Annotated in this window: 19 protein-coding genes and 1 tRNA gene; 5 read left to right on the forward strand and 15 right to left on the reverse strand. The window is 59.1% G+C overall.

Annotation, left to right across the window (positions count from 1 at the left end; genetic code table 11):
• Positions 1-42 precede the first annotated feature (42 nt).
• From IK083_01955 to IK083_02010, 12 genes are all read right to left on the reverse strand, one after another.
• Positions 43-1,857 carry a histone-lysine N-methyltransferase gene (locus tag IK083_01955; GenBank protein MBR4748324.1) on the reverse strand — a complete coding sequence of 605 codons (1,815 nt, stop codon included), beginning with the start codon at positions 1,855-1,857 and terminating at the stop codon, positions 43-45.
• 73 nt (positions 1,858-1,930) lie between these two features.
• Positions 1,931-3,781, reverse strand: a complete 1,851-nt coding sequence (mutL, locus tag IK083_01960) for a DNA mismatch repair endonuclease MutL (GenBank protein ID MBR4748325.1) — start codon at positions 3,779-3,781, stop codon at positions 1,931-1,933.
• Positions 3,768-6,353 carry a DNA mismatch repair protein MutS gene (gene mutS / locus IK083_01965; GenBank protein MBR4748326.1) on the reverse strand — a complete coding sequence of 862 codons (2,586 nt, stop codon included), beginning with the start codon at positions 6,351-6,353 and terminating at the stop codon, positions 3,768-3,770. Before mutS ends, mutL begins: the two co-directional genes overlap by 14 nt.
• A gap of 17 nt (positions 6,354-6,370) precedes the next feature.
• Positions 6,371-7,690 (reverse strand): tRNA (N6-isopentenyl adenosine(37)-C2)-methylthiotransferase MiaB, encoded by a 1,320-nt coding sequence (gene miaB / locus IK083_01970; GenBank protein MBR4748327.1) that lies wholly within the window; start codon positions 7,688-7,690, stop codon positions 6,371-6,373.
• A 6-nt stretch (positions 7,691-7,696) separates the two neighbouring features.
• Positions 7,697-9,211, reverse strand: a complete 1,515-nt coding sequence (locus IK083_01975; protein ID MBR4748328.1) for a tetratricopeptide repeat protein — start codon at positions 9,209-9,211, stop codon at positions 7,697-7,699.
• 5 nt (positions 9,212-9,216) lie between these two features.
• Positions 9,217-10,422, reverse strand: a complete 1,206-nt coding sequence (locus IK083_01980) for a hypothetical protein (protein MBR4748329.1) — start codon at positions 10,420-10,422, stop codon at positions 9,217-9,219.
• Complete coding sequence (gene ruvB / locus IK083_01985) at positions 10,415-11,482, reverse strand: Holliday junction branch migration DNA helicase RuvB (GenBank protein MBR4748330.1); 1,068 nt, start codon at positions 11,480-11,482, stop codon at positions 10,415-10,417. The genes IK083_01980 and ruvB overlap by 8 nt, the downstream gene beginning before the upstream one ends.
• 13 nt (positions 11,483-11,495) lie before the next feature.
• Entirely contained in the window at positions 11,496-12,092 is a 597-nt protein-coding gene (gene ruvA / locus IK083_01990; GenBank protein ID MBR4748331.1) for a Holliday junction branch migration protein RuvA, read from the reverse strand.
• Positions 12,093-12,115: 23 nt separating this feature from the next.
• Entirely contained in the window at positions 12,116-12,985 is an 870-nt protein-coding gene (locus tag IK083_01995; protein ID MBR4748332.1) for an ATP phosphoribosyltransferase, read from the reverse strand.
• 2 nt (positions 12,986-12,987) lie between these two features.
• Positions 12,988-15,018, reverse strand: coding sequence for a ribonuclease III (rnc, locus tag IK083_02000; protein ID MBR4748333.1), 2,031 nt, complete (start codon positions 15,016-15,018; stop codon positions 12,988-12,990).
• Positions 15,018-16,217: a pyridoxal phosphate-dependent aminotransferase gene (locus IK083_02005; protein ID MBR4748334.1), complete on the reverse strand. Its 1,200-nt coding sequence runs from the start codon at positions 16,215-16,217 to the stop codon at positions 15,018-15,020. The genes rnc and IK083_02005 overlap by 1 nt, the downstream gene beginning before the upstream one ends.
• Before the next feature lie 137 nt (positions 16,218-16,354).
• On the reverse strand, positions 16,355-18,157 hold the full coding sequence (locus tag IK083_02010; GenBank protein ID MBR4748335.1) for a hypothetical protein: 1,803 nt from the start codon (positions 18,155-18,157) through the stop codon (positions 16,355-16,357).
• A gap of 153 nt (positions 18,158-18,310) precedes the next feature.
• On the opposite strand from IK083_02010, the gene IK083_02015 reads away from it, so the two are divergent.
• The 5 genes from IK083_02015 to IK083_02035 all read left to right on the forward strand — a co-directional run bounded on the left by IK083_02015 (position 18,311) and on the right by IK083_02035 (position 22,303).
• Positions 18,311-19,423, forward strand: coding sequence for a DegT/DnrJ/EryC1/StrS family aminotransferase (locus IK083_02015; protein MBR4748336.1), 1,113 nt, complete (start codon positions 18,311-18,313; stop codon positions 19,421-19,423).
• 35 nt (positions 19,424-19,458) lie between these two features.
• Positions 19,459-20,724, forward strand: a complete 1,266-nt coding sequence (locus IK083_02020) for an NTP transferase domain-containing protein (protein MBR4748337.1) — start codon at positions 19,459-19,461, stop codon at positions 20,722-20,724.
• A 12-nt stretch (positions 20,725-20,736) separates the two neighbouring features.
• Positions 20,737-21,447 (forward strand): 1-(5-phosphoribosyl)-5-[(5-phosphoribosylamino)methylideneamino]imidazole-4-carboxamide isomerase, encoded by a 711-nt coding sequence (hisA, locus tag IK083_02025; protein ID MBR4748338.1) that lies wholly within the window; start codon positions 20,737-20,739, stop codon positions 21,445-21,447.
• A complete protein-coding gene (locus tag IK083_02030; protein MBR4748339.1) occupies positions 21,438-22,163 on the forward strand; it encodes a hypothetical protein in 726 nt (241 codons plus the stop codon). Before hisA ends, IK083_02030 begins: the two co-directional genes overlap by 10 nt.
• A 57-nt stretch (positions 22,164-22,220) precedes the next feature.
• Positions 22,221-22,303 (forward strand) — tRNA-Leu (locus tag IK083_02035).
• Between the two features lie 45 nt (positions 22,304-22,348).
• Here the strand turns inward: IK083_02035 and IK083_02040 are convergent.
• The 3 genes from IK083_02040 to IK083_02050 form a co-directional block, all read right to left on the reverse strand.
• On the reverse strand, positions 22,349-22,918 hold the full coding sequence (locus IK083_02040) for a hypothetical protein (protein ID MBR4748340.1): 570 nt from the start codon (positions 22,916-22,918) through the stop codon (positions 22,349-22,351).
• 53 nt (positions 22,919-22,971) lie between these two features.
• Positions 22,972-24,141 (reverse strand): acyl-CoA dehydrogenase family protein, encoded by a 1,170-nt coding sequence (locus IK083_02045; GenBank protein ID MBR4748341.1) that lies wholly within the window; start codon positions 24,139-24,141, stop codon positions 22,972-22,974.
• Positions 24,142-24,219: 78 nt separating this feature from the next.
• Positions 24,220-26,550: a beta-galactosidase gene (locus IK083_02050; protein MBR4748342.1), complete on the reverse strand. Its 2,331-nt coding sequence runs from the start codon at positions 26,548-26,550 to the stop codon at positions 24,220-24,222.
• Positions 26,551-26,555 lie beyond the last annotated feature (5 nt).

Genomic DNA, 26,555 nt, shown 5'->3' on the forward strand with positions numbered 1-26,555 from the left:
CGGGCAGACGCCCCTGACACAAAAAAACGGCCGAAGCCGTTTTTAATCGTTGATAAGAGGCATCCTTGCCAGCGCCTCAAACTGGATATCTATACCCACCACGCCGATGAAATCATCGTCATCGTTGTATATGGGAGCAGACACGGTGATACACATCTCTCCCGTGTAGCGGGAGGTATAAAAATCGGTGATATATATCCCCTTGTTCTTCTTGGCCTCCACGAACCACTCCCTTTCGCTGAAGTTCTCGCTGCCGGTGGCGGAGACGTATTTTTCGTTCAGCTGACTGGGGTTGATGTTTTGGGTGATGCGTATGCCCTTGCTGTCCGTCACGTAGGCAAACTGTATGAAGTCGTGCTTTCTGACTATATTCGACAGCTTGGCCTCTATGCCGGACACGTTCATCTTCTGGGTGCAGGGGTCTTCCACTATCTCTTCTATGATCTTCTCGGTCAGGTCCAGAGCTCTGTTCTTGATGATATCAAAGTCGCTCTTGAAATAGTCGGGCAGATATATCCGGGCCTGAGCCAGCATCTCCGTATCCGATATGCTGGTCACCCTGCCGGCCTTGTACTGCTCGTGGACCCATTCGTTGATCTTGTAGAGACCCGGATGCTTTTTGTCTATGGCGTATTCGCTCTTCAGGCCCAGGAAGGCGTTGACCCAGTGGGCTATGCCGGCCAGTCCGGACTTGTCCGTGACGTTCACTCTGGCAGGCCTGTTCAGTATCTTGGCAGTATCGAAGATGTTGTATATCTCTTCGTTCTTCAGGATGCCGTCGGCGTGGACGCCGGCGCTGGTCACGTTGAAGTTGGAGCCCACGAAGGGATAGTTGTCCGGTATGGTGAGGCCCAGCTCCTCGGTGTAGTATTTGGCCACCTCGGTGATCATACGGGTATTGATGCCGCAGTCGGAGCCCTTCAGGGAGATGTAGTCAAAGATGGCCCCCTCCAGCGAAGGATTGCCGGTCCTCTCTCCGAAGCCGAAGAGAGACGCGTTGACGGCGGCTGCTCCGTAGAGCCAGGCGGTGGTGCCGTTGACGCCCACCTTGTGAAAATCGTTGTGTCCGTGCCATTCCAGCCACTTGCCGGGGACTCCGCACTCGTTCTTGAGAGTGTAGATCATCTTGGGCACCGACCTGGGGAGGGCAGCCTCGGCCCAGGGCACGCCGTAGCCCATGGTGTCACACAGGCGGATCTTCACTTCCCTGCCGGCTTCCTTTGCCACCTTCATCAGCTCGGTGACGTAGGGGATCACAAAGCCCTCAAAGTCGGCTCTGGTGATGTCCTCCAGATGGCACCGCACCGCGTCCAGACCGAAGTCAAAGGCGTCCCTGACGAGAGAGATATACTGCTCCTTCACCTGCGCCCGGTCCTTTTTCAGCTTCAGATAGATGTGATAGTCCGAGCAGGAGGTGAGAATGCCCGTTTCCTTCAGGCCCATCTGCTTTACTATCTCAAAATCCTTCTTGGTGGCCCTGATCCAGCCGGTGACCACCGGGAACTTGTGTCCCAGCTCCAGACACTTGTTGACGGCGTCCTTGTCCTTGTCGGAATACAGGAAAAACTCCGAAAATCTGATGATGCCGTTGGGGCCGCCTATCTGGCTGAGAAAGTCGTACAGCTTGACTATCTCGCCGGCGGTATAGGGAGGCCTGGCCTGCTGTCCGTCCCGGAAAGTGGTATCTGTGATATAATAATCCTCCACAGGGTCCATAGGCACGCTCATGCCGTCAAAGACTATGGCCGGGACCTCCGTATAAGGGAATTGCTCCCTCAGCAGGTTGGGCTCCCGGGGGTTGACGAGCTCGCTATGGTTTGCAAAGGTCTGAAGTCCGTTCGCTTTTTTGATTATCATCTTGTCCTCCTCTTGCGGGGGCGTCACAGACGCACCCTCTCTATTATATCACATACAGCCCCTCCGGGGCAACTCAGATCCTCTGAAAGGCCTTGTCCAGATCGTAGTCCGTGATGGACATGAGGATAGGCCTGCCGTGGGGACAGGTGTTGGGTATGCGGCACTTCACCAGCTCGTCCACCAGAGTCTGCATCTCTTCCTGCGACAGCTTGTCGCCGGCCTTGATGGCCATGCGGCAGCTGGCGTAAATGAGCACCCTCTCCGGCTTGATGACCAGCTTTTTGTCCCCCTGCTCCTCGGACATATCGCTTATGATCTCCTGCAGCACGCTCTTCGCGTTCTTTTCGGTGAGACAGGCGGGATAGCCGCGCATGATGAAGCTGCCGGCTCCAAAGTCCTCCAGCACGTAGCCGGCTCTGGACAGCTCCTCCATCCGGGCGTTCACTATGGCGGCGTCCTTCATGGAGCAGCTGATGGTCTCCGGCATGAGCATCAGCTGGGACCCGGTGTTCTCGGCGGAGCGCTCTTCAAAGCTCTCGTAGAGTATGCGCTCGTGGGCCACGTGCTGATCTATGACTATGATGCCCTTGTCGGAGGAGCATATGATATAGGTGTTCCTGTATTGTCCTATGACCTTCAGCTCGCCGGGGATGGGAGCCGGCGCCGGCTGCTCGGGCAGGCTGCCCCATGCAAAGGGGTCCCCTTCCTCCTTCCGGTCCGCCAGGTCTATCCTGAAGGTATCGGTCCCGCCGCTCATGGTCTTGGGCAGCTCCACCGGGGTCCGGCGGTATTCCCCCGCGGCCCGGCTCCTCTCCTGTCCTCCGGACTGCCCTGCGGACTGTCCCTGCTTCTCCGGCTCGGCGCCTGTCTGCAGGGCGCCCCGCTCGGCGGGTCTCAGGGAGCCGAGACTGCCGGAGACAGCCTTGGTCACTCCCTTGTGTATCAGCCCGGATATCTGGCTTTCGTTGCTGAAGTTCACCTCGCTCTTGGCGGGATGCACGTTCACGTCCACCAGCCCCGGCGGCAGCGTCACGAATATGACGGCGGCCGGATATTTGCCGGGAGCAAGAGTCTTGTAGGGCAGCTCTGCCATATACAGCATCTTTCTGTTTTTGACGCAGCGGCCGTTGACGTACATATATTCGTCTCTTCTGGAGCCCCGGCAGCCCTGGGCGGTGGACACGTAGCCGGACACGGTGGAGACTCCGTCCGTCTCGGAAAAATACACCATATCCCTGGCAGTATCCGCCCCCAGCACGGAGGTGATGGCGTTCAGCAGATTGCCTCCCGGAGCCGACAGCAGCAGCCTTCGCGGGGTGTATTCGCCCCTGTCCCTGCGTATGAGGTTCACCAGCTCAAAACGCCTGCCGGGCTCTCCTATGGCCAGCTGGCTGATGACGCCCAGTATGCCATTCTGCTCCGAAGACGCGGTCTTCATGAACTTGCGTCTGGCGGGCACGTTGTAAAACAGGTCCCTCACGGTGATGCGGGTCCCCCGGGAAAAAGCGATACGCTCCACGCTCTCCGGCTCCCCGCCGCTGACGGTGATGCGCACCCCGTTGCCCTCCGGATTGTCGCAGGTCTCTATGACCATCCTGCTGACGGAGGCTATGCTGGGCACCGCTTCCCCCCTGAAGCCCAGAGTGGTGATGTTTGACAGGTCGTCGGCAGAGCGTATCTTGCTGGTGGCGTGTCTGGAGAGGCACATCACCGCGTCGGTCTCGGACATGCCGCAGCCGTTGTCCGTGACCCTGATATAGGTCTGGCCGCCGTTTTCGATCTCTATCTTGATGGCGTCGGCTCCGGCGTCGATGGAATTCTCACAGAGCTCCTTGACCACGGAGAGAGGCCGCTCCACCACCTCGCCGGCAGCTATCTGGCTGGCGGTGATGTCGTCCAGTATGTTGATCTTAGCGTCGCTCATTGTCCAGCCTCTTCTTCCAGGTGTATATCAGATTGAGAGCCTCTATGGGAGACAGGGAGTCCGGATTGACGGCCCTGATCTCCTCGGTGACGGGATCCGGAGCGATGTCAAACAGCTTCAGCTGTATGTTCTCCGCAGCCGGGCCGATGGCCTTTTTGTCCGAGTCCTCGGCTTCCAGCCGGGCCAGTATGTCTCTGGCTCTCCCTATGACCGATGCGGGCAGGCCCGCCAGCCGGGCCACCTCCAGACCGTAGGATCTGTCAGTGCCGCCCTTCATGATCTTTCTGAGCCATATCACCCGGTCCTTTTCTTCCCGGACGGCCACTCTGTAATTGACCACTCCCTCCATATGCTGCTCCAGCTGGTTGAGCATATGGTAGTGGGTGGCAAAGAGGGCCTTGCAGCCGATCCTTTCCAGCTCCTCCAGCGACGCCCAGGCAATGGCCAGACCGTCGTGGGTGGAGGTGCCCCTGCCTATCTCGTCCAGTATCACCAGACTGTCGGAGGTGGCGTTGTTGATGATGTTCGCCGTCTCGTTCATCTCCACCATAAAGGTGCTCTGGCCCGTGGCCAGCTCGTCATGGGCCCCTATGCGGGTAAATATGCGGTCCACCACCCCTATATGGGCTTCCTCCGCCGGCACGTAGCAGCCTATCTGGGCCAGCAGCACTATAAGGGCCGTCTGGCGCATGTAGGTGGACTTGCCGGCCATATTGGGACCGGTGATCACCCATATCCTGCTGTCGGAGCCGTTGAGATGGGTGTCATTGGCCACAAAGGCTTCGGTACAGGTCTCTATGACAGGATGTCTGCCGCCCCTGATATCGATGCAGCCGCTGTCATTGACCTCCGGCTTCACATAATCGCTTTCGCCGGCCAGATAGGCAAAGGAGGACAGCACGTCCAGCCTGGCTATGCCGGAGGCGGCGGCCCCGATGCGGCGGGTCTCGTCACCCAGCTTGTCCAGCAGCCGGTCCCAGAGCTCCTTTTCCAGCTCCAGGGCCTTTTCGTCGGCTCCCAGCAGCTTTTCCTCTATGGCCTTCAGCTCCTCTGTGATGTATCTTTCGCAGTTCACCAGAGTCTGCTTGCGTATATACCGTTCGGGCACTGAGTCCTGCTCCTTGCGGCTGACCTCGATGTAATAGCCGAAGACGCTGTTATAGCCCACCTTGAGGGTCTTGCAGCCGGTCTGCTCCCTCTCCTCGGCTTCCAGCTGCAGTATCCAGCTCTGCCCCTGGCTTTTGGCGTTGCGCAGGGAATCCAGCTCCGGGTCGTAGCCGTCCCGGATGACGCCGCCGTCCCGTATGGAGGCGGAATGGTTTTCCATGACTGCGCTTTCGATGAGACCGGCGGTATCCTCAAAGCCCTCAAAGCCGGCGGCCAGCTCCCCGGGTCTGTCCTTCAGCAGCTCCGACAGGCGGGGCAGCTCCCGCAGGCTGGCGGCAAGTCCCAGCAGGTCCTTGGGGGAAGCCATCTTGGACACTATGCGGGACTGTATCCTCTCTATATCCATGATCTGCCCCAGGGACCTGCGGGTATCCTCCAGCAGCAGGCGGTCGGAGGCAAACACCTCCACCTTGTCCAGGCGGTCGTTGATATCCCGGCAGGACACCAGAGGCGCCTCTATCCAGCTGCGCAGCAGCCGGGCTCCCATGGCAGTCCTGGTCCTGTTCACCGTGGCCATGAGGGTCAGGCTTTTGTCCCCGGGCCCTGAGGGCTGGGTCAGCTCCAGATTCTGGCGTGTGGAAGCGTCCATCAGCATAAAGCCCCGGGGGTCATAGTTGGATATGGAGATGATGTTTTTCAGGATGTCGGGGCTGTTCTTGCGTATGTAGCTGAGTATCAGAGCCCCGGCCCACAGCCCTGCGTCATAGTCGTCCAGACCAAAGCCTCTCAGGGAGTCCGTGCGAAAATAGGACGACAGAGCCTCCCGGGGGGTCTCACCGGGCATAAGCCCTGCGTCTGTGAGCTCGTAGCGGGAGTTGGTGCAGCAAAGGAGCAGATTCTCAAAGTCTCTCCCGGACCGGTCGCTCACCAGTATCTCGGTGGGCGACAGCCGGGCCAGCTCGTCGGCGATGGTCTGCCTGGCCTCGCTCATGGGGAACTCGCACACGGCAAACTCTCCGGTGCTCACGTCCGCAAAGGCCATGCCCACCGACCTGTCCTCGCCGGCCAGGGCCACTATGAAGTTGTTGGCGTCTCCCTGCAGCATGCCTTCTTCGATGACGGTACCGGGAGTCACCACTCTGGTCACCCCTCTTTTGACCAGCTTTTTGGCCTTTTTGGGGTCCTCCAGCTGGTCGCAGACCGCCACCTTGTAGCCCTTGGCCACCAGCCGGGCGATGTATTTGTCTCTGGCGTGGAAGGGAAAGCCGCACATGGGCATGTCGGCGGCATAACCAGCCGAGCGCTTCGTGAGAGTGATCTCCAGCTCTTTGGAGGCGATCTTCGCATCCTCGCCGAACATCTCGTAAAAATCGCCCATTCTGTAAAACAGTATGATGTCCGGATACAGAGCCTTGACCCGGAGATACTGCTCTTCCATAGGGGTAGTCTTTTTGTCTGCTTTCATATCGTTTGAGGGCCTTGTCAGGGGAGCCTGCCCGTAAAGCCGTAGAGTCCGGCCTCGGTCACCACGGCTTCGGTCACAGAGCCAGTGGCGGGCTGAGCTCCCTCAAAATTAAAGGTCTTTCCCTGCTCCGTGAGACCTGTCCTCTGACCGGGCCGGGAAGCGTTGCCGTGGACCAGCACCCGCTCCGTCCTGCCGATGCGGGACCTGTTGATATCCACGGTGATGGCGTTCTGCAGGGCTATGAGACGCTCCAGTCTCCTGTTTTTATCCTTCATGGGCATCTGCCCCTCCATGGAGGCAGCGGGAGTACCGGGGATGGGATTGTAGCTGAACATAAAGGCAGCGTCAAACCTGATCTCCTCCACCAGCGCGAGGGTATGCTCAAACTGCTCCTCCGTCTCCCCCGGAAAGCCGGCTATGAGATCCGTGGTGACGGCCACGTCCTCCACGGCGCTCCTGAGGGCGGCTATGAGCTCTCTGATCCTGCGGGAGTCATACTTTCTGTTCATGTTCCGGAGCACCGTATCGTCTCCGCTCTGTATGGCCAGATGTATGTGCTTTTCCACCTTGGGCAGCCCCGCCATAGCGTCTATGAGAGCAGGGGTCAGATCCTTGGGGTGAGAAGTGGTAAAGCGTATCCTTTCTATGCCGTCTATATCGTTCACCAGCTCCAGCAGCCGGGGAAAGGTGACTCCGCCGGAGTAGGAGTTCACGTTCTGTCCCAGCAAGGTCACCTCTTTGGTGCCGCCCCGGGCCAGACGCTCTATCTCCTCCGTGATGTCGGCATAGTCCCTGCTCCTCTCTCTTCCTCTGGTGTAAGGCACTATGCAGTAGGAGCAAAAGTTGTTGCAGCCGAACATGATGGGCACGTATTCCCTCAGAGAGGGCTTTAGCCGCGGGGTCCTTTCGGGCACGGGCAGAGGCTCCCCCTGCTCCTTGTCCGGAAGCTCGAGGTCATAGAAAAACCCGTTGGGAGCGGCCTGAGCCCGGGCTATGAGGCCGGGTATGGCGGAGAGCCTGTGGGTGCCGCACACAAAGTTCAGCCAGGGCCTGCCCCGTCTCAGAGCCTTGCCCTGCCTCTGGGCCATGCAGCCGTAAACGCCTATGATCAGGCCGGGGTTGGCCTCCTGCTTGATGATGGCCAGCTCTCCCAGCTTGGACAGCACCTTGTTCTCGGGCTTCTGACGCACCGAACAGGTCACCAGCACCGCCGCCGCGGCCTCCTCGGGATTCCGGGTCTCCTCGTAGCCGGCCTTCCTGAGATAGTCGCCTATCTGGGCCGCGTCCTCCTCGTTCATCTGGCAGCCCCAGACGTAGAGTATATACTTCGGAGCCATGCCCTGCTATACGCCCGACTTGATCCTGCTCTCCGCCTGATCCGTAAAGTCCTGGGCGGCAGACAGGGATTCGTCGTCCCGGCTCTCATAAAAGTCGCCGTAGCCGGAGGCGGCGGAGTTCAGCAGATTGCCCACCAGCTTCAGATTGCCGAAATTGGTGTTCGGGTCCATCTGCGCCAGCTGGCTGATCACCAGGAGCAGGCTGTCTATCTTGTTCTTGTATTGCTTTATCTTGTCGTTGACCGAGCTCTTGCCGGGCTCCGTCTTGGCCACCGTGTAGCCAAAGCTCTTGATCTCGCCGGTGTATTTGGACAGGGCCGTGGACAGCAGCGCGTGCATGGTGGCGGAGCGTTTGGTGATGGCGTAGTATTCGCCGGTGGCGCCTCTGGCGTTCATGGTCTTCAGTACGGAGGCCGCCTCCATGTAGCGCTGGGAGTTGGTGTAGAGATACACCAGCCTCTCGTAGGGGCGCCAGTCGGAGGGATAGGACAGGACGACGGCATTGTATTTTTTGATAGCTTCGTCCGTGTTGCCCTGCAGCCACAGCTTGTCCGCCTCGGAGATGAGGGCGGACACCTGAGAGGACCGGGCGGGCGCTGGAGAAGGAGTCCTGACCGTGACGGAGTCGTCGCCTTTGTCGGGCTCGTCGGTGATATCAAAGCGCACCCTGCTCTCGTATTTGGTCTTCAGCTCGCCTATATCGATGCCTCTGTAGCCCATATTGATGGCGGCATAATAGCACTCCAGGGCATCCTTGAACATCTGCTTTTCATAGTATATCTCCGCCAGCTTCAGCCTCAGCTCCGGATCGTTGGGGTCCATGTCTATCATCCTGCGGACGATCCTGTAGGCTTCCGAGTAGTTTTTGTCCTTCATGGCGGCGGCGTTCAGCTTCGAGAGAGCCTTGGAGTCCAGCTCCGACAGGTCGGAGGAATTGTCGGGAGCCTTGGTCTCCCTGCCGGACTCGTCGGTCATGACCGTTTCGGCCTGGCCGGAATACACGGCGTTCACTCCGAGGGCTTCGGATATCACCTTGCTCATAATGCCGCTGCAGGCCGTGTGCAGGGAGTTGGACACGGGAGTGTCGTCCCCTTCGGCGATGGCGCAGGAAGCCTCGGAGGAATACACCGAATCGTCCTTCAGGCTGCACAGACTGAAGCTGATATATAGCTTGCCGTCCTTTCGGGAGACCTCGGATATGCCCGCATAGTCGTATTTCAGCTCCTTGGCCACCCTGATCCTGGAGGTGACGGGAGCGTTGGAGCTCACGTCGTCGGCGGTGATCCGGCCTCTGTTCAGGGCGAGCACCACCACGGGATGCTCCGGATTGAAGATGAGAGACGAGAACAGATTGCTCTTATCCGCATAAAAGCGCAGGGTCTTGGCCACGAGCCGGGAGTCGCTCTCCTTGGCTCCGCTGGAGAGATCCGCGTTGTACAAAAGCAGAGCGGGAAGAGAGTCCTGGGCGTATACGCAGCCCGCCAGCAAGAGAGCGGCGGCTATAAACAACAGCTTTTTCATAGGCTCTAATATCCCAATAGTGTATTGATAGTATCTATGTTTGATTTGCAGAACTCGGGCTTGTTGCCCTTGGCCCTTTCTTCCTGATATATTTCCTTGGCAGCGAGAGCGTTCTTGCGCATCTCTTCATAATTGCCCAAGTCTCCGGCCTTGATGGCGGACTTCAGCAGATTGTTGGCAGCCTTCAGCCTGGCAGAGGAGTCGTTCTTCGGCTTGTCCTCATCCTTGTCCCTGTCCGCGGGCTTGTCCCGCTCCACCTTCAGAGGGTTCACTCCCTCGCCGGAGCCGTCTTCGCCCTGAGCGGGCCTCAGCTCAAAATCGGTGTAGGGCACCTTGGAGTCGGACTTGGGCTGCTCTCTCCGGGAAGCGTACCAGTCGGACTTGGTGTCTCTCTCGTCCTGCTCCTTCCGGGGCTGAGAGCCTCCGGTCTTGATGTGGCTGCCCTTGTCCACCAGAGTATTGGGGTCCCTGACCACCCGCCGGTTGGCGTTGGCCTCCTGGCGCTGGGCCTCCAGCTGAGCCTTGTATTCGGGAGACTCGTAGGTGTAGGTCATCATGGGCCCCGTGTAGGGCTGGACCGGAGCCGGAGCGGGGGCAGAGGGCGCCGCAGCCTGAGGGGTCTCGGGGGCAAACTGCTTTATCTCCTCCCGAGCCCTGGCCTCCGCCATCCTTTTGGCCTCTTCGCGGCTGTGGTGGACCGAGACGGCGTAGGATATGACTCCCGCTGACACGAACACGCAGCAGGCCGCCGCTATGCACATGACCCTAAAGCGCTTTTGGTCCTTGTTCTCCCTGTACCAGAGAGCCGCCTTTTCCGACCAGCTGCCGAAGGCCTTTTTTATGTCTTCAAGGGGCGTCGGGGAGCCGGCGCGTTTTTTCGAGCCGTAGAGCTTTTGCTTCAGCCTTTCGGCCTTGACCTGCTCCGCCACGCTGTCGTGGGAGACCCGTATGATCTTCAGATAGTTTTCCAGAGCCCTGGAGAGATACTCTCTCTCCCCCTCCGTGTCTCCGGCCTCCCGGTTGGCGTCGGCCAGCTTTTCGTACACGAGAGCCAGCACCGACAGCGCGTTCACGTTCTCGGGACTGGTCTCCAGTATGCTCTCGGCCAGAGTGGCGCAGTCGGCGTATTCGCCTTCGTTGTACTGATCCCACAGCAGGTCCAGCAGCTGCTTTTCTTCGCCCGGATCCGAATACTTATAAGTGTCAGTCATGGTCATCCTCCTTCTCCGTGAAGGACAAAAGCCCTTTTTCTCTGAGATCTACACCCAGATGGTCGTAGGCCAGCCGGGTGGCCACCCGGCCTTTGGGAGTGCGGCTGATAAAGCCCTTCTGGATGAGATAGGGCTCATGGGCGTCCTCGATGGTATCCTTTTCCTCGCCTATGGCGGCAGACAGGGTGTCCATGCCCACGGGGCCGCCGTTAAACTTGTTGATGATAATGTCCAGGATGCGCCTGTCGGCGGCGTCCAGACCTTCTTCGTCTATCTCCAGTCTCCTGAGCCCTTCTCTGGCGCACTCCAGATCGATGGTGCCGTCCCCCATGACCTGAGCAAAGTCTCTCACCCTCTTCAGGGTGCGTATGGCTATCCTGGGTGTGCCCCGGCTCCTGGAGGCTATCTCCATGGAGCCGTCCTTGGTGATTTGGGTATCCAGCAGGCGGGCTGTCCTGTCCACTATGTGGCTGAGAGCATCCACGTCATAGAGATCGAAGTTGTGCACTATGCCGAATCTGCTCCTGAGAGGAGCCGTGATCAGCCCCGCCCGGGTGGTGGCGCCCACCAGGGTAAAGCGCTCCAGAGACACGTTGACCGTGTAGGCTCCGGCGCCCTTGCCCACCACGATGTCCAGCTTGTAGTCCTCCATGGCGGGATACAGTATCTCCTCCACTGCCCTGTTCAGCCTGTGGATCTCGTCTATGAACAGCACCGAGTTCTTTTCCAGATTGCTGAGTATGGCCGCCAGGTCCGCCGGCTTTTCTATGGCAGGCCCGGAGGTGGAGACGATATTCACGTCCATTTCGTTGGCGATGATATAAGCCAGAGTGGTCTTGCCCAGCCCCGGAGGTCCGTAGAGAAGCACGTGGTCCAGGGCCTCTCCTCTCTGTTTGGCAGCCTGTATGTATATATTCAGGTTGCTGACTATCTTGTCTCTGCCTATGAGCTCCGAAAAGCTGCGGGGACGGAGGGAAGATTCCTGCTCGCTGTCCTCGGGACGCCTTTCCGGCGCCACGAACCTGGGAGCCTCCGCTTCGTCATGGTGTTTGATAGACATATCCTGTGTAGCCCTATTTAGTCGATTTGCCTTTGCCCAGCTGCTTGAGGGCCTTGCTGATCAGGCCGGACAGGTCGTCCGCTCCTTCCGCAGCCATGATGTCATTCACGGCCTTCCCGGCGTTGCTTCTGGTAAAGCCCAGGCCCGTGAGGGCCTCCACCGCTCTGGCTATGAGCTGGGTATCCTTGTCGCCGGAGCCGGCGCCCGCCGGGGCGTCGCCCAGCTTGTCCTTCAGATCCAGTATGATCTGCTCCGTGATCTTTCTGCCTACGCCGGGTATGCGGGCCAGGGCTGCATTGTCCCCGGTGAGGACGGCGTTCACTATTTCGGCGCTGGTCATGACGGACAGGGCGCCCAAAGCTGTCCTGGCGCCTACCTTGTTCACAGACATGAGCTGCTCGAATATGGACTGGTCCTCCTCTGTGTCAAAGCCGAAAAGGGTGATGGCGTCCTCTCTCACCACCGTAGTGACAAAGAGCTCCGTCTCTCCCTCCGCTCTGGCCAGCAGGGGGGCCGGGCAGCAGACGCTGTAGCCTACTCCTCCCACGTCCAGGATCAGACTGTCCTGCCTGACAAGCAGCACCTTTCCTCTGAGATAACCTATCATCACAGCGCCTCCTTCGTATCAGCCGATCAATAGATCACCTTGTTCAGCGGGAATTCCACTATGCCTTCGGCTCCCGCCCTCTTTACCTGAGGGATCACGTTCCTCAGGGCCTTGTTGTCCACCACTATTTCCAGAGCCACCCAGTTCTTGTCTGTGAGCTCATTGATGGTGGGAGTATTCAGGGCCGGCAGCAGGGAGAGCACCGCGTCCAGCTTTTCTCTGGGCACGTTCATCTTCAGGCCCGAGAGGGTCTCCGCCGTCAGGGCAGCCTGCAGCATGGTGGCTATGTTTTCTATCTTTTCTCTCTTGGCAGGGTCCGCCCAGGCCTCCTTGTTGCAGATAAGGCGGGTGGTGGATACCAGTATCTCGTCCAGTATGGCCAGACCGTGGGCCTTCAGGGTGGAGCCCGTCTCTGTGCCCTCCACAATGGCGTCCACCAGCTCGGGCACCTTTACCTCGGTGGCTCCCCAGGAAAACTCCACCTTCACGTTGACCTTCCGGTCGGCAAAGTATTTTTTGGTCACGTTGACCAGCTCCGTGGCCACGGTCTTGCCCTCCAGGTCCTCCGCGCATTTGATGTCCGAATCCCTGGGAGCAGCCAGCACCCATCTGTAGGGCTTGGAGGTGGCCTTGGAATATATCAGCTCGCAGACCTCCACCACGTCGGCGGAGCACTCGCACACGTTGTCATACCCGGTGATGCCAAAGTCCACGGCTCCCATCTCCACGTATCTGGGGATCTCCTGCGCCCGCAGCAGTATGGCGTCCAGCTCGGGATCGTCCACGGCGGGGGTATAGGAACGGCTGCGCACGGAAAAGCTCCAGCCGGCTTTTTCAAAAAGGTTGAAGGTCGCTTCCTGCAGCGAACCTTTGGGCAAAGCTATCTTGACCAACATATTCACTCCTGTTTGTTGTCTGCCAGAGCCAGATATGGCTTCAGCAGAATATAATCCAATTTGTCCGGAGACACGTTTTGCTGTACCGAAAGGGCGGCGGCGGCTCCCGCAGCCTGACCCGTGGCTATGACGCAGGGCATGATCCTGGCGGCTCCCAGGCCTTCGTGAGTGGCGGATATGATCCTGCCGCAGCACAGCAGGCCGGGTATGCTCTTCACCGTGAGACATCTGTAGGGAATCTCGTACCAGTCTCCCGGCGGCGGAGCGGCGGACTTTTTGCCCGACTCTTTGAGGGTGTAGCCCTCGCCGGAGGCGGAATGCACGTCCACGGGATAGGCCAGCCGGCACACTCTGTCCCTGTGCTTCATGGAGCTGAGCACGTCCCTGTCCGAAAAGACGTAGTCCCCCACCACTCTGCGGCTTTCCCTGACGCCCAGTATTTTGGCCCGCTTCAGGAGATAGGCCTTTTCGAAGCCGGGCACTCTGTCCCGGACGAACCTCAGCACCTCCCGGAGCTGCTTTTGACACTCTCCGGTCCCCCGGGCTATGTCCCCGGGCGAGAGAGGGTCAGCGAGGGCGGCGTGGGTCTGATTGAACACCACGGCGTCATAGCGGGGGCTCTGAGTCTTGCGATAGATGTAAAATATCATGTCGCCTGGAAAGTCCGAGCCCTCTTCTTTGGCCTTGCCCACCAGTGAAAAATAGCCGGCGGGGCTGTAGTTGGAGAGGGCGGTCTCAATGACGTCCGTCCCGGGCTCCAGCTTAGGAAAGAGAAACTCCTCCGGGCGCTCCGCCACGTATGCAAGAGCCCGCCTGACGTCCACGCCTCCCACGTCAAACATGAGAGTGGCGGCCTGGACCTGTCCCTTGCTGTCACCCGTGCGGGTCTCTGCGCCGAGACAGGCGGCGACTTGCGCGTCTCCCGTGGCGTCGATGAGACGGCGGCACTCCAGAAATCTGCCTTCCAGAGCCACCGCAAAGGCGCCGTTCTGGCGTCTCACGGCGGACACGAAGCCGCAGCGGGGCAAAAAGGTCACCCCCGCTTCCCGGAGCATATCCAGCAGCGCTTCTCTCATGGCAGAGGAGTCAAAGCAGTTCTTCCTGAGAGCTCCCCGGTCCGCGAGACGCTGTCTCAATTCGTCAAACAGGCCTCCCACCAGGGGCTTGCCGTCGGAAGTGCAGTGGGTCATGAAGGGATTCACCAGACCATAGACTGCCATGCCTCCGGGTCCCGGCAGCCTGTCGCAGAGGAGCACCGAGGCCCCTGCCCGCGCGGCAGATACTGCCGCGCAGACTCCGGCCAGCCCGGCGCCTGCAACGCACACGTCATACACGGCGGCAAATTCCTCCCTGAGTATGCCCAGCGCCCGGGCGGCGGCATCTTTTTCCGCCGCTTTTTTGGAGGCGCCTGTTCCTCTGGCGAGCGTTCTCCCACTGAATAATACGCAATTTGTAAAGGTTTTGTTGTGGGGAGGCCCGGTCTCTTCCACCGTCTCGTAGGTGGGAGCCGAGTGGAACTTGTCCTGCAGCAGAGTCTGCAGGGCCGACTTGGTGTCCACGTCCTCTATGGCTTCCAGAGCAGACTCGATGCTCTCCGAGAGCTGCCCTCGCACAAAGGCTTCGCAGACCTCCCGGCCGCATGAGAGATATATGGCGGCTGTCAGGGCCTCAAAGGTGTCGCACAGCACCGAGGGCCGCATGACCAGCCCGGTCTTCTTTTCGTTTTCGGACACCTGTATGTATTCGTAGAGCTTCAGCCGGCGGGCAGCCTCGGCAAGACTGGGCTCGCCGATGACCACGGCCTTCATCCTGCTCAGGTCTCCCTCGCGGCAATCGGGGTATTTGTCAAAAAGGATCCGGGCGACTATCTCGCCCACTATGCTGTCCCCCAGGAACTCGAGCCTTTCGTTGTACTCGGCGTCAAGGCCGTCCTGCCGGACCGACTTGTGCACGAAGCACTGGTCCAGATAGGCGGACGGGACGAGAGGGACCCCGGCCCTTTCGGACAATTCCCCGATCTGTTTGTCGTCCATCAGCGCAGCTTGCTCACCGCTTCGGCTATCCTGGACACGCCTTCCTTAATGGCGTCCATGCCGGTGGCGTAGGACAGACGTATGTTGTTGGGAGCGCCGAAGCCGCTGCCTGCCACGCAGGCCACCAGAGCGTGCTCCAGCAGATAGGCGCACAGGTCGTCGGAGGAACCGATGGTCCATTTGTCATAGGCCTTGCCGAAGAGGGCCGACACGTTGGGCAGCACGTAAAAGGCTCCGTCGGGCTCCAGGCAGGTGACGCCTTCGATGTCGTTCAGCATGCGGCAGATCACGCCCCGCCTCTCCTCGAAGGCCTTTCTCATGTCCTCCAGAAAGCTCTGGTCCGCCGCCAGGGCGGCTTCGCCAGCAGCCTGGACAAAGGAGGTGGCGTTGGAGGTGGAGTGGCCCTGTATCTTGCTCATGGCGCTGATGATATCGGCTTCGGCAGCCGCGTAGCCCAGACGCCAGCCCGTCATGGAATAGGCCTTGGAATGGCCGTTGACGGTGATGGTCAGCTCCCTGATGCGGGGGTTGAGGGAGGCTATGGACACGTGCTTTGCTCCGCCGTATATGATCTTTTCGTATATCTCGTCGGACAGCACCATCACTCCGGCGTCGGCGCAGACGTCCGCTATCTCGGCTATGGTCTCCGGGGGATACACGGCTCCCGTGGGATTGGAGGGAGTATTCAGGACCAGCATTTTGGTCCTGGGGGTGATGGCAGCCCTGACCTGCTCTCCGGTGACGCAAAAGCCGGTGGACTCGTCTGCGGAGATATAGACGGGCGCGCCGCCGGCCATCTTCACTATCTCGGGATATGACACCCAGTAGGGCGCGGGGATGATCACCTCGTCGCCGGGGTCCACCGTGGCCATGATGGCGTTGTAAAGGGAGTGCTTGGCGCCGCAGGAGACCAGTATGTTCTCGGGGCCGTATTCCAGTTCGTTGTCTCTCTTCAGCTTGTTGATGATGGCCTTTTTGAGGCCGGGAGTCCCGCCTACGGGAGTGTACTTGGTAAAGCCGGCTTCGATGGACTTGAAGCAGGCTTCTTTGATGAATTCGGGGGTGTCGAAGTCGGGCTCGCCCGCTCCGAAGGATATGACGTCGATCCCGTCGGCCTTCATCTGCTTTGCCTTGGCCGAGATGGCCAGCGTAGGCGAAGGAGCGATGCCGAGGGCTCTCCTGGAAATAGATCCGGACATTGTTTACCTCTTTCAGATCATCGGGACTTGTCCCGATATATCGGGTGTATATCTATTATAATTATATCACAATATTCTCCGCAAGACAAATACGACGAAAGCCCGCCGGAGGCAGGCTTTCGTGATGCCGCAAAGGGCTAACGGGCGGGCAGCTCGGCGGGAAATGCGGCGTCCTCGTATTCGCCGGAGCCCAGGACGAAGACCGGAGCCTTTTTGTCGGATATGAGAGTGAAGCTCTTCAGAGCCCCGCTGAGAGTCCGGCCGTCGCGATTGTCGTCATAGACCTCCGCCGGCACCCAGCTCTTGATCCTGAATTCCACGTCCAGAGTGTTTTCCCTGCCGCTCTTCAGATCGCCCCTGACTTTGAAGGGGCCGGTCTTGTCCAGCGAGCAGACCTTCTTGCCGTTGACCCAGATGCCGTTGCCGGGGTCCTCGGCAAATTCGGGTATATACATCCATGCCTCGAAGGAGTATTTGGTGTTGGGCCTGACGGGCAGGTGCAGCACCGGCTCCTCCCCCATCCAGGAGGCCAGCACGTCCTCCCCGAAGCGGTTGATCATATTCTCATTGCCGTATATATCCCCGAAGTAGCTCACCACTCTGGGGCTGGCCACGTCGAATTTCAGGTTCCGGACCCCCTCGGGCAGAGCGGGAGGCTCGGCAGAGGGCAGATTGTCCCTGATCGCAGCGGCGGAGCCTATCATGTTGGACACCCGGAAGACCCGCTGGCTCACGTTGTCGGAGACCACGCAGGACAGGGCGTTTTTGCCTATAACTACCACGGGCATTTCCTTGTTGGTGCGGAAGGTGTTGCCGCGGATGAGGGCCGTGCCCTCGGCGATATCTATGCAGGGGCTTTGTTTATTCATGGTGTCCCATATGGCGAAGTGGCAGTCGGACACGGACACGATGCCCCGGGGAGCGTGCATCTCTATGGCCTTGTCCACCCCTCCCCAGAAGCCGCAGTTGACCAGAGTCACCTTGTCGGTCACGTCCTTGTTGATGAGGACTGCGTGATGGTCCTCCCCCTGGGTGGGCACTATCTGGGCGTTGGTGATCTGCAGGCCCGCGGGTCTGGTGGCGTTGACCAGTATGCAGGTGGAGCAGGCGTCGGCGCCTATGCCGATATAGTTGCCGCAGCCGCCGCCGTAGCCGTAGTCGGAGAACTTGTATCCCACTCCGTAGCCGTAGCAAAAGGTGTTGAGGCAGCTCTGCCAGTCGGTCTTGGCGAACTCGAAGGCCACGCCGTTTTCGCGGATCCACTCACAGTAGGGGTCGTCGCCCCTGTAGTCGCCGAAGGGCCAGAAATGGATGTTTTCCACCCGGCTGACGTCGTAGCATCTGTCGATAAAGAGGCCTCTTTTCTGGGGATATCCGCTGACGTTGCTCACGTACACTCTGCCCACCCTGTCAAAATGCAGGGCCTCGTAGGGATTGACGAACAGGCAGTCTATGACGTTGTGGTCGTCGCCCTCGGTGCCCGCCACGCAGGGAGGATAAGGGATGGGAGGCACGGGGGTCCTGGTCACCTCGGGATATCTGACCATGAAGCCCTTCAGGGTGACGTTGTGGCCCTTCATGGTGATAAAGGCGGGGTCCTCGGGCTTGTTGCGGCCTGCGTAGGCCAGCAGCACCGTACCGTAGCCCTGCTTGTCCAGCGAGGAAGGACGGGTGTCCGTAGGGATGGCTTCATAGGTCCCTATGAGCCCCACCCCGGAATACAGGGTGATATTGCCCTTGATCACGTAGTCTCCGGTGGGCACCTTTATATTGCCGCCGCCCACGGCCCTGACGGCCTCCACAGCCTTCTCGAAGGCTTCGGTGCAGTCGGTCTTGCCGTCGCCCACGGCGCCGAACTCGGTGACGTCAAAGTCCCGGGCGCGGACGGCGCCAGCCAGCAGCAGCACCAGCAAAAACAATAGAGCGAGATACTTCATCATGGGGTCTCCTTTTTCAAATCAATTGCATTATATCACAAGCCCGGCCCCTTATCAAGATGAATAAAAGGGCCTCAATTCAAAAAAAGTTGTAAGTTTTGCCCGAGGTGTGTTATAATATTATATGATAAGTATAAGATACACCAAGGAGCATCCATGATACCTTTAGCCAACCCCAAGAAGCAGGTCGAATCCCAAAAAAGAGATCTGCTGGAAGCCATCAGCCAGGTCTTTGACAAATGTCAGTTCATAGTAGGCGACAACGTAAAGGAGGCGGAAGCCAATTACGCCGCCAAGTGCGGAGCGTCCTACGGCATAGGAGTGAACTCCGGGACTGACGCGCTGGTGCTGGCCCTGGCTGCCTGCGGCGTGGGCAAGGATGACGAGGTCATCACGGTGCCATATACCTTCGTGGCCACCACCGAAGCCATTCTCATCAGAGGAGCAAGGCCTGTATTCGTGGACATTGAGCCCGGCACCTTCAATATAGACGTATCTCAGATCGAAGCAAAGATCACTCCCAGGACCAAAGCCATACTGCCGGTGTATCTCTATGGCCAGACCTGCGACACAGAGGCCATAGCGGACATAGCCCGCCGGCACGGTCTGAAGGTCATAGCCGATGCTGCTCAGGCCATCGGAGCCAAGAGGAACGGCGCTCCCATCGGCCGGCTGGCCGACGCCACCTGCATCAGCTTTTTCCCCACCAAGAATCTGGGGGCCTGCGGCGACGCCGGCATGATCGTCACCGACTGTCCCGAGACTGCCGAGACTGCCAGGAGCCTGCGTTTTCACGGCATGAAGCCCGGCACCTATTATTACGAACGGGTAGGCTACAACAGCCGTCTGGACGAGCTGCAGGCCGCCGTGCTGAACGTCAAGCTGCCCAGGCTGGACGAATGGAACGAAAAGCGCAGGGCCCACGCCCGCTGCTATCTGGAAGCCTTCTCAGGCACCTGTCTGCAGCTTCCTCTGGAGCAGCCCGGCAACTATCACATATACCATCAGTTCACCATTCGCTATCCCCAGCGGGACCGGCTGCGGGAGATGCTGGCCGAGCGCGGGATAGGCAGCGCGGTGTATTATCCCTTCCCTCTCCACCTGCAGCCCTGCTACGGCTTCCTGGGCTACAGGGAGGGCGACCTGCCGGTCACCGAGGCTGCGTGCAAAGAGGTCCTGTCCCTGCCGGTGTATCCCGAGCTTACAGACGAAGAGATCAGCGCAGTGGCCACCGGCGTCAGGGAATGCCTGAGCATACTGGAAAGCTAATACACATACCAAGGAGACACACTATGACCCCCGACATGCGAAACGTATCAGCCATAGTATTGGGCGGCGGAAAAGGCACCCGGCTCTTTCCTCTTACCAAAGAGCGTTCAAAGCCTGCAGTTCCGCTGGCGGGGCAATTCCGCCTCATAGACATACCTCTCAGCAACTGCATCAACAGCCACATCAACAAGATATACGTGGTGACCCAGTTCATGAGCCACTCCCTCAACAGGCACGTGCACAGCTCGTTCAAGTTCGACATATTCAACAAGGGCATGATCGACATTCTGGCAGCCAGCCAGAATATGAACAACACGGGCTGGTTTCAGGGGACGGCGGACGCCGTCAGACAGAACATGCAGACCGTGTTTGAGAACAACGAGGACGGCAGGGCTCTCATACTCTCCGGCGACCAGATATACAAGATGGACTTCCGCCGGCTGGTAGCTGACCATGAGGCAAAACAGAGCGACGTGACCATCGCCGTCACAGTCAAGCCTGCCTCCGAGGCCTATCATTTCGGCTGCATGAAGGTGGACAAGGATTTCCGCATCACCAAGTTCGTGGAGAAGCCTTCCACCGATGAGCAGCTCTCCGAGCTCATCATCAAGGGCAGCAAGCTGAAGGACCTGGGCGTCACCGACGACGGGGACTACGTGCTGATCAGCATGGGCATATATCTGTTTGAGACCCCCAGACTGGTGGAGAGCCTCAACAACGACATGCAGGACTTCGGCAAGAACATCATCCCCTGGGCCATCAACAACTTCAACGTGTTCGCCTATCCCTTCACGGGCTACTGGGAGGACATCGGGACCATCTCCGCCTTCTTCAACGCCAACATCAATCTGACGGACACGGTGCCCAAGTTCAACTTCTACGATGCTGACAAGCCCATATACACGGCCTGCAACTATCTGCCCTCCAGCAAGATCAACGGCCACTCGTCCTTTATGCAGACCATCATATCCGACGGGACCATCATAGAAAATTCCACCGTCACCAAATCCATCATCGGCATCAGGTCGGTGATACGGGAGGGCTGCATCCTCAACAAGGTGGTGATGATGGGTCAGGACGACTATGCTCCCGACGACAAGTATCCCATCCCCAGAGGCATAGGCAAGTATTGCCGGATCACCCGGGCCATCATAGACAAGAACGCCTGCATAGGCGACAACGTGATCATAGAGGACCAGACCGGCAAGCCCAACTGCGACGGTGAGTTTTACTACGTGAGAGACGGCATAGTCATCATACCGAAGCATGCCATAGTTCCCTCCGGCACCATTATCAAATAAAAGGAGCATATCGTGGAGCTTATCCCGGCCATAGACCTGATAGACGGACAGTGCGTCCGCCTGATCAAGGGCGATTTTTCCCAAAAGACCGTATATTCCGACGATCCCGCCCGGGTGGCAGCCAAATGGGCGAAGCACGCCCGTGTCATCCATCTGGTGGATCTGGAAGGCTCGAGACAGGGGCATCCCATAGAGCTCTCCACCCTGTCCTCCATCCGGGAGTCCGTATCCTGCCTGCTGGAATACGGCGGCGGAGTGCGCTCCGAGGAGGACATCAGGGCCATCCTGGACCACGGAGCCGACAGGGTCATTCTGGGCACCACGGCGGCGGCAGACGAAGCCTTTACCCGGGACATGCTCTCCAAATACGGGGACAGGCTGGTCATAGGCATTGACGCCCGGGACGGCCGGGTAGCCATCCACGGCTGGGAAAAGACCACCGAATACGCTCCCGAAGAGTTCGCTCTGAAGATGCAGTCCATGGGAGCGGCCCGCATCATATACACCGACATCTCCAGAGACGGGATGATGAAGGGGGCCAACGTCCCCGCCATGAAGGAAATGGCAGAGCTTTTGTCCATACCCGTCATAGCTTCGGGAGGCGTCAGCAGCTACGAGGACGTCAGGAGCCTGTCGGCCCTGGGTCTGCTGGAAGGCGCCATCATAGGCAAGGCTCTTTATACGGGAGCCATAGATCTCGAGGAGGCCAGCAAATGGAAATAATCCCCGGCATGGACATCATCAACGGCCAGGTGGTTTGCGCCGAAAACATCGACTGGGCAGGCAACGGCCCCATCGACCACGACCCCGTGAACGTGGCCCGTTATTGGAAGAGCCAGGGAGCCCGGCACCTCTATATCTCCGATCTGGAGGGAGCCCGCTACGGCAAGCCCATGCATCTGGACATAGTGGCCAACATCATCAAAAACGTCAACATCAAGGTGTATCTGGGAGGCGGCATCCGCAATGCCGACGCTGCGGCCCGGGCCTTTGACGCAGGCATAGAAAAGGCGGTCATCGGCACCTACGCCGCTCTGGAAAACGACTTTGCCAAATACATGTTCGACACCTACAAGGGCCGCATCATAGTATCTCTGGCCAACATGAACGGCTACGTGTCCATCCACGACTGGACCGCCAGGACCGAGGAGACCGTGTACGAGTTCGCCGGCCGCATGGAAAAGATGGGCGCCGGCACCATAGTGTACAACGACGTGAACAGAAAGGGAGCTCACGGAGGCATCAATCTCCACACCATACAGAGGATGCTCTCCTCCACCGCCCTGCCCATCATCATAGGCTGCGGCATATCGGACATAGACGACATCAGAGAGCTGAAGAAGTTCGGCGACAGGATATCCGGAGCCGTCATGGTCTCGGCCCTCTACAAAAATCTCATATCCTACAAGGATGCGGCCGCCGCTGCAAAAGAAGTCTGAAAAAAAGGGCTGCGGCTCTTTACAAACCCTCAAAAAAAGAGTATAATATATTTGTACGCCGAAGTGGTGGAATGGCAGACACGCATGGTTCAGGACCATGTGCCCGCAAGGGCATAGGAGTTCGACTCTCCTCTTCGGCATAAAAAGGACCTCTCTCGAGGTCCTTTTCTTTTTCACCGGTCTTTTTATTCGGGGGCGATCCTCATGGCGGGCCGCACTCCGCCGGAGGCGGTGCACACTATGCCGTCCACGCTGATGCTGCCCAGGTCTCTCACTCTGCATATACAGTCCCCGATCCTGGCGTTGGTCCTGAGCCACCACCAGCTGCAGCCGTCTATGCCTGCCCAGGCTCCGTGCTGCTCTCCGTAGGAGGTGGGCCTGGCGCGCCTGGCTTCGTCGTCCCGGAAGCACCTGACCGCCTCGTCGTAGGACAGGAGGAATATCCGGTCCTCCGTGGGCTCGTCGGCGCCGGTCCTGTAGTGAAAGTTGGGCTTGTTGTCTGCGGGGGTGAGGAGTATCCTCTGCCTTTCCTCCGCCGAAAAGGCGGTCTCCACAAACTCTTCGTTGAGCCAGCGTCTCAGCTCCGAGGAGCGCCAGGTGATGGTGGTGTCCTCCCCGTGAAAGGGGGCGCCGGCTATGACGGCGCAGGTCACCACCAGAAGCCCCAGGGCGTCCTGCTCCAGGACCTGCCATCCGATAGGCTCCGGCCGGCTGTCTTTTTGGGGGAAATGCCCCATAGTGATCATATCTTTCATCGCTCACAAAAAAAGCAAAGACAGGAGCCTTTGCTTTTATTTTCCTCGCAGGTCTATTTGTTCTTTCTGGCGGATTCCTGTACCAGGCCTCTGCCTATCTCGTCTCTCTGTATCTGGTTGGTGCCCTCATAGATCTGGGTGATCTTGGCGTCTCTCATCATCTTTTCCACCGGATATTCCTTCATGTAGCCGTAGCCTCCCAGCACCTGCACGGCGTCGGTGGTCACGCTCATGGCCATATCCGAAGCGAAGCACTTGGCCATGGCGGAATAGGTGGTGGTCTTGTCGCCGGGGCAGGCGTCCAGATAGCGGGCCACCGAGTAGACCAGGGCTCTGGAGGCCTCTACCCGCATGCCCATATCGGCCAGCAGAAAACGCAGGCCCTGATTGTTGTGGATAGGCGCGCCGAACTGTATCCTTTCGGTGGAATACTTGACGGCGTAGTCCAGAGCTCCCGCGGCGATGCCCACAGCCTGGGCTGCCACGCCGGGGCGGGACCTGTCAAAGGTCTTCATGGCGGTGATAAAGCCGGTGCCCTTGCGGCCCAGCATCTGGGACTTGTGGATCCGGCAGTCCTGAAACACCAGCTCTCTGGTGGCGGAGGCCCGGATACCCAGCTTGTTCTCCTTTTTGCCGAAAGTAAAACCGGGAGTCCCCTTTTCGATGATAAAGCAGCTGATGCCTCTGGCCCCTCTGGAGGGGTCGGTGACGGCGAATACGGAATAGATGTCCGCCTCGCCGGCGTTGGTGATCCACTGCTTGGTGCCGTTGAGGATATAGTAGTCCCCGTCCTCCACGGCCTTGGTCTGCATGCCGGCCACGTCGGAGCCCGCGTTGGCTTCCGTCAGTCCAAAGGCGGCCAGATGCTCGCCGGAGGCTATCATAGGCAGGTATTTTGCTTTTTGTTCTTCGTTTCCGGAAATGAGAATGGGAAACGTGCCCAGACCCGTGGCGGCAAAGGCGAGGGAAATGGCGCCGTCCACCTTGGAAAGCTCTTCCGTAGCCACCACCATATTCATAATAGGGGCGTCTTCCGCCATACCTTCGTATTCATTGGGAATAAGTATCCTGAAGATATCGGCCTGAGCCATCTTTTTGACTATGGGCCAGGCAAATTCGTTCTTTTCATCATATTCGGCAGAATAGGGCTTGATCTCGGTCTCGGCAAATTCCTTGCACACCGCCTTCAGCTCCTGCTGATATTCCGTCAGTAAATAATCCATCAGATCCTCCGATACACTATCGCATTTTAATGATGATACACTATATTATAGCACATTGGGCCGCAGCCCTTCAAGTCGTCAGAATTTGACTATGCAGAAGCTGTCGAACACGGGCTTTGCGGAGGGCCCCCGTTCGGTGACTATCTCCCGGGCCCCCGACAGGCCTTCCAGAGTGTTCTCCTCTCCGGACATATTCAGGGCGTATATGAGCAGCCGGCCCTCCTTGTCCCGGAGCCGCATCACCCGGCCTGTCCGGGAGAGCCTTATCCTGTCGGGCTGCAGCCCGTCCAGGACCCGGAGGCCTCTGTGGACTGCCCGGGCAGCCTCCTCCGACAGAGCGCCTATCTGCAGCATGGGAGGGGTATCCCCCGCCCTCTTGCGCCTTTCGGCTCCCCGGGCAAACTCCAGACCGTAGTCCTCCGTCTTCACCATATTCGGCGACGAGAGGGCCGCAGGACGGCGCACGCCGTATTTGTCATAGAGGCCGGCTCCCTTTACGCACACCAGGAGCCCCTCGTATCTGCTCAATACGTCAAAGGCCTCGTCCGGGATACGGGGCGCCTGAGGCAGTATCAGGGCGTCATAGTCTCCGAGGCTGACGCAGTCCAGCTCTCCAAAGGTCAATATGTCCGTCTCTATCTGCCTGTCTTCCAGCAGCTTGTACCAGCCCATAAAGCTTTTGGGGTCCGCCGACGCGTCGTCCTCCAGCCCGGGGAAAGGAGTCACGTATGGGTCCAGTATGGCCACCCTGGCCTCCGGCTTGAAGCCCTTTACCGCCTCCAGAGCGATCCGGGTCTCCTCCAGCAGGGACCTGATCTCCTCGGGAGTGTAGTAGGGTCTGTAGGCGTTCTCGTCGTAGCCCTCGTAGTTGCAAAACATGATATGATCGGCTCCGTGCATCACGGAGGTGTGGAGCATCTGCTTCACCTTGTCCATGGCGACCAGTCCGCCGCCGTTGAAGTCTATCAGGTCTATGTTGCACAGAGGCTTGCGGTATTTGCGGGCCAGGTCCATGCCGCAGGCTATCCTGTAGGGGTCGCCCTCGGCTCCCGGCAGCTGCATCCCCAGTATATCCAGGCTCTCGCCGGCGCGGAACACCTTGTCCGGCAAAAAGCCGGCGTTGGTGTTGTAGTCCCACTCGCCGAAGTAGGCAAAGGTCAGGGTCTGAAAGGACATGAGGAACCGGCTGCGGTCATACTTTTTCACCATAGCGGCCAGAGAGTTCAGATATTCCGCGGACAGCTCTTGCCAGAACTCCTGAAAATCGCAGGCCCGGACGGGACTGACCTCCTCCGCCTCCATGGGGTCGGTGCCTATGATCCAGGCGCTGCCCGAGCGCTCGCCCCGGGCGTCCGGAGTCTTGGTCCTGGGGTCAAAGACCATCATGTCGTCGGGCATGGTGATCTCCCCTTCGTCTCCCGTGATCCTGATATGGTCAAAGCGCGCTTCTCCGGAGCCCACCAGCAGCATATAGATGCTGAAGCCCACGGCGTTGTCGGGCCTGCGGGACCTGACCGTGACCAGGGTCCTGCCGTTCTGCTCCGTGAAATGGGCGCTCTCCGTTGAGGCTATAGGCACCAGGGAACCCTCCCTGAACCAGGCTATGGTGAGAAAGCTCCCGGAGCCGTTCACGTCCCTGTTGGTGATCTCCGCAGAGAATTCCAGCTGTTCTCCGGAATATTCGTAGGGCCGGGCGTTGTACCAGGCTATGTTGCGGGCTTCCCTTACGGGGGCATAGACCACTCCGGCCTTGTCCCCGCCGGCCACGTCCAGAGGGGGCGCCTGAGCCTCCTCTATGCTGCCGTAGTCAGTCCCCCAGGCGGCGTTGAGAGCCGCGGCGGACCCGTATTTCTTCTTCAGCCATTCCCGGAAACGGGCCAGGTCCGCAGCGCCGTAGCGGGTGGCCATATTGTGCCACCATTCCACCCCGGCCTCGTAGCCTATGACCGTGTGCTGAGGGTCTTTTTCCGCCAGATATTCTGTCAGGGCCCTGACCAGCCTCTCCTGAGCCTCCCTGCAAATGGGCGAGCTGGGCGAAGGCAGGGTGTCCTGCCCCGGCTGCCCGAAGCAGCCGGCGGTGGTCTCTCCCGCGGCCCTGACCTTGTCGTAGAGCCAGCCGGGCTTGCACACCGGATTGAACTCGATGATGAGTATCAGCCTGAAGCCCCAGCTGCGGGCCAGAGCCAGCTGCCGGTCCAGACAGCCAAAGTCATACTCTCCTTCTCTGGGCTCCACCACCGCCCAGGGGATACGGCTGTTCATGACGGTAGCCCCCAGCCCTTCCAGGTCGGCGGTGTAGGTGTCCTCGAAGGGATAATGCCAGATAAAGCCCACGCAGCTCTCCCGGGCAAGACAGACCGCGGGCAGGAGAAGGGTCAGAAAAAAGCAAAGGATGAATATTTTGTTCATGAGAG

This window comes from Abditibacteriota bacterium (assembly GCA_017552965.1).
Taxonomy (GTDB): Bacteria; Armatimonadota; UBA5829; order UBA5829; family UBA5829; genus RGIG7931.

What these genes read in the sequence shown, in the direction of transcription:
- IK083_01955 (MBR4748324.1), bottom strand. Translation starts at nt 1,857, where the DNA reads ATGATAATCAAAAAAGCGAACGGACTTCAGACCTTTGCAAACCATAGC.
- mutL (MBR4748325.1), bottom strand. Translation starts at nt 3,781, where the DNA reads ATGAGCGACGCTAAGATCAACATACTGGACGACATCACCGCCAGCCAG.
- mutS (MBR4748326.1), bottom strand. Translation starts at nt 6,353, where the DNA reads ATGAAAGCAGACAAAAAGACTACCCCTATGGAAGAGCAGTATCTCCGG.
- miaB (MBR4748327.1), bottom strand. Translation starts at nt 7,690, where the DNA reads ATGGCTCCGAAGTATATACTCTACGTCTGGGGCTGCCAGATGAACGAG.
- IK083_01975 (MBR4748328.1), bottom strand. Translation starts at nt 9,211, where the DNA reads ATGAAAAAGCTGTTGTTTATAGCCGCCGCTCTCTTGCTGGCGGGCTGC.
- IK083_01980 (MBR4748329.1), bottom strand. Translation starts at nt 10,422, where the DNA reads ATGACTGACACTTATAAGTATTCGGATCCGGGCGAAGAAAAGCAGCTG.
- ruvB (MBR4748330.1), bottom strand. Translation starts at nt 11,482, where the DNA reads ATGTCTATCAAACACCATGACGAAGCGGAGGCTCCCAGGTTCGTGGCG.
- IK083_01995 (MBR4748332.1), bottom strand. Translation starts at nt 12,985, where the DNA reads ATGTTGGTCAAGATAGCTTTGCCCAAAGGTTCGCTGCAGGAAGCGACC.
- rnc (MBR4748333.1), bottom strand. Translation starts at nt 15,018, where the DNA reads ATGGACGACAAACAGATCGGGGAATTGTCCGAAAGGGCCGGGGTCCCT.
- IK083_02005 (MBR4748334.1), bottom strand. Translation starts at nt 16,217, where the DNA reads ATGTCCGGATCTATTTCCAGGAGAGCCCTCGGCATCGCTCCTTCGCCT.
- IK083_02010 (MBR4748335.1), bottom strand. Translation starts at nt 18,157, where the DNA reads ATGATGAAGTATCTCGCTCTATTGTTTTTGCTGGTGCTGCTGCTGGCT.
- IK083_02015 (MBR4748336.1), top strand. Translation starts at nt 18,311, where the DNA reads ATGATACCTTTAGCCAACCCCAAGAAGCAGGTCGAATCCCAAAAAAGA.
- IK083_02020 (MBR4748337.1), top strand. Translation starts at nt 19,459, where the DNA reads ATGCGAAACGTATCAGCCATAGTATTGGGCGGCGGAAAAGGCACCCGG.
- IK083_02030 (MBR4748339.1), top strand. Translation starts at nt 21,438, where the DNA reads ATGGAAATAATCCCCGGCATGGACATCATCAACGGCCAGGTGGTTTGC.
- IK083_02040 (MBR4748340.1), bottom strand. Translation starts at nt 22,918, where the DNA reads ATGAAAGATATGATCACTATGGGGCATTTCCCCCAAAAAGACAGCCGG.
- IK083_02045 (MBR4748341.1), bottom strand. Translation starts at nt 24,141, where the DNA reads ATGGATTATTTACTGACGGAATATCAGCAGGAGCTGAAGGCGGTGTGC.
- IK083_02050 (MBR4748342.1), bottom strand. Translation starts at nt 26,550, where the DNA reads ATGAACAAAATATTCATCCTTTGCTTTTTTCTGACCCTTCTCCTGCCC.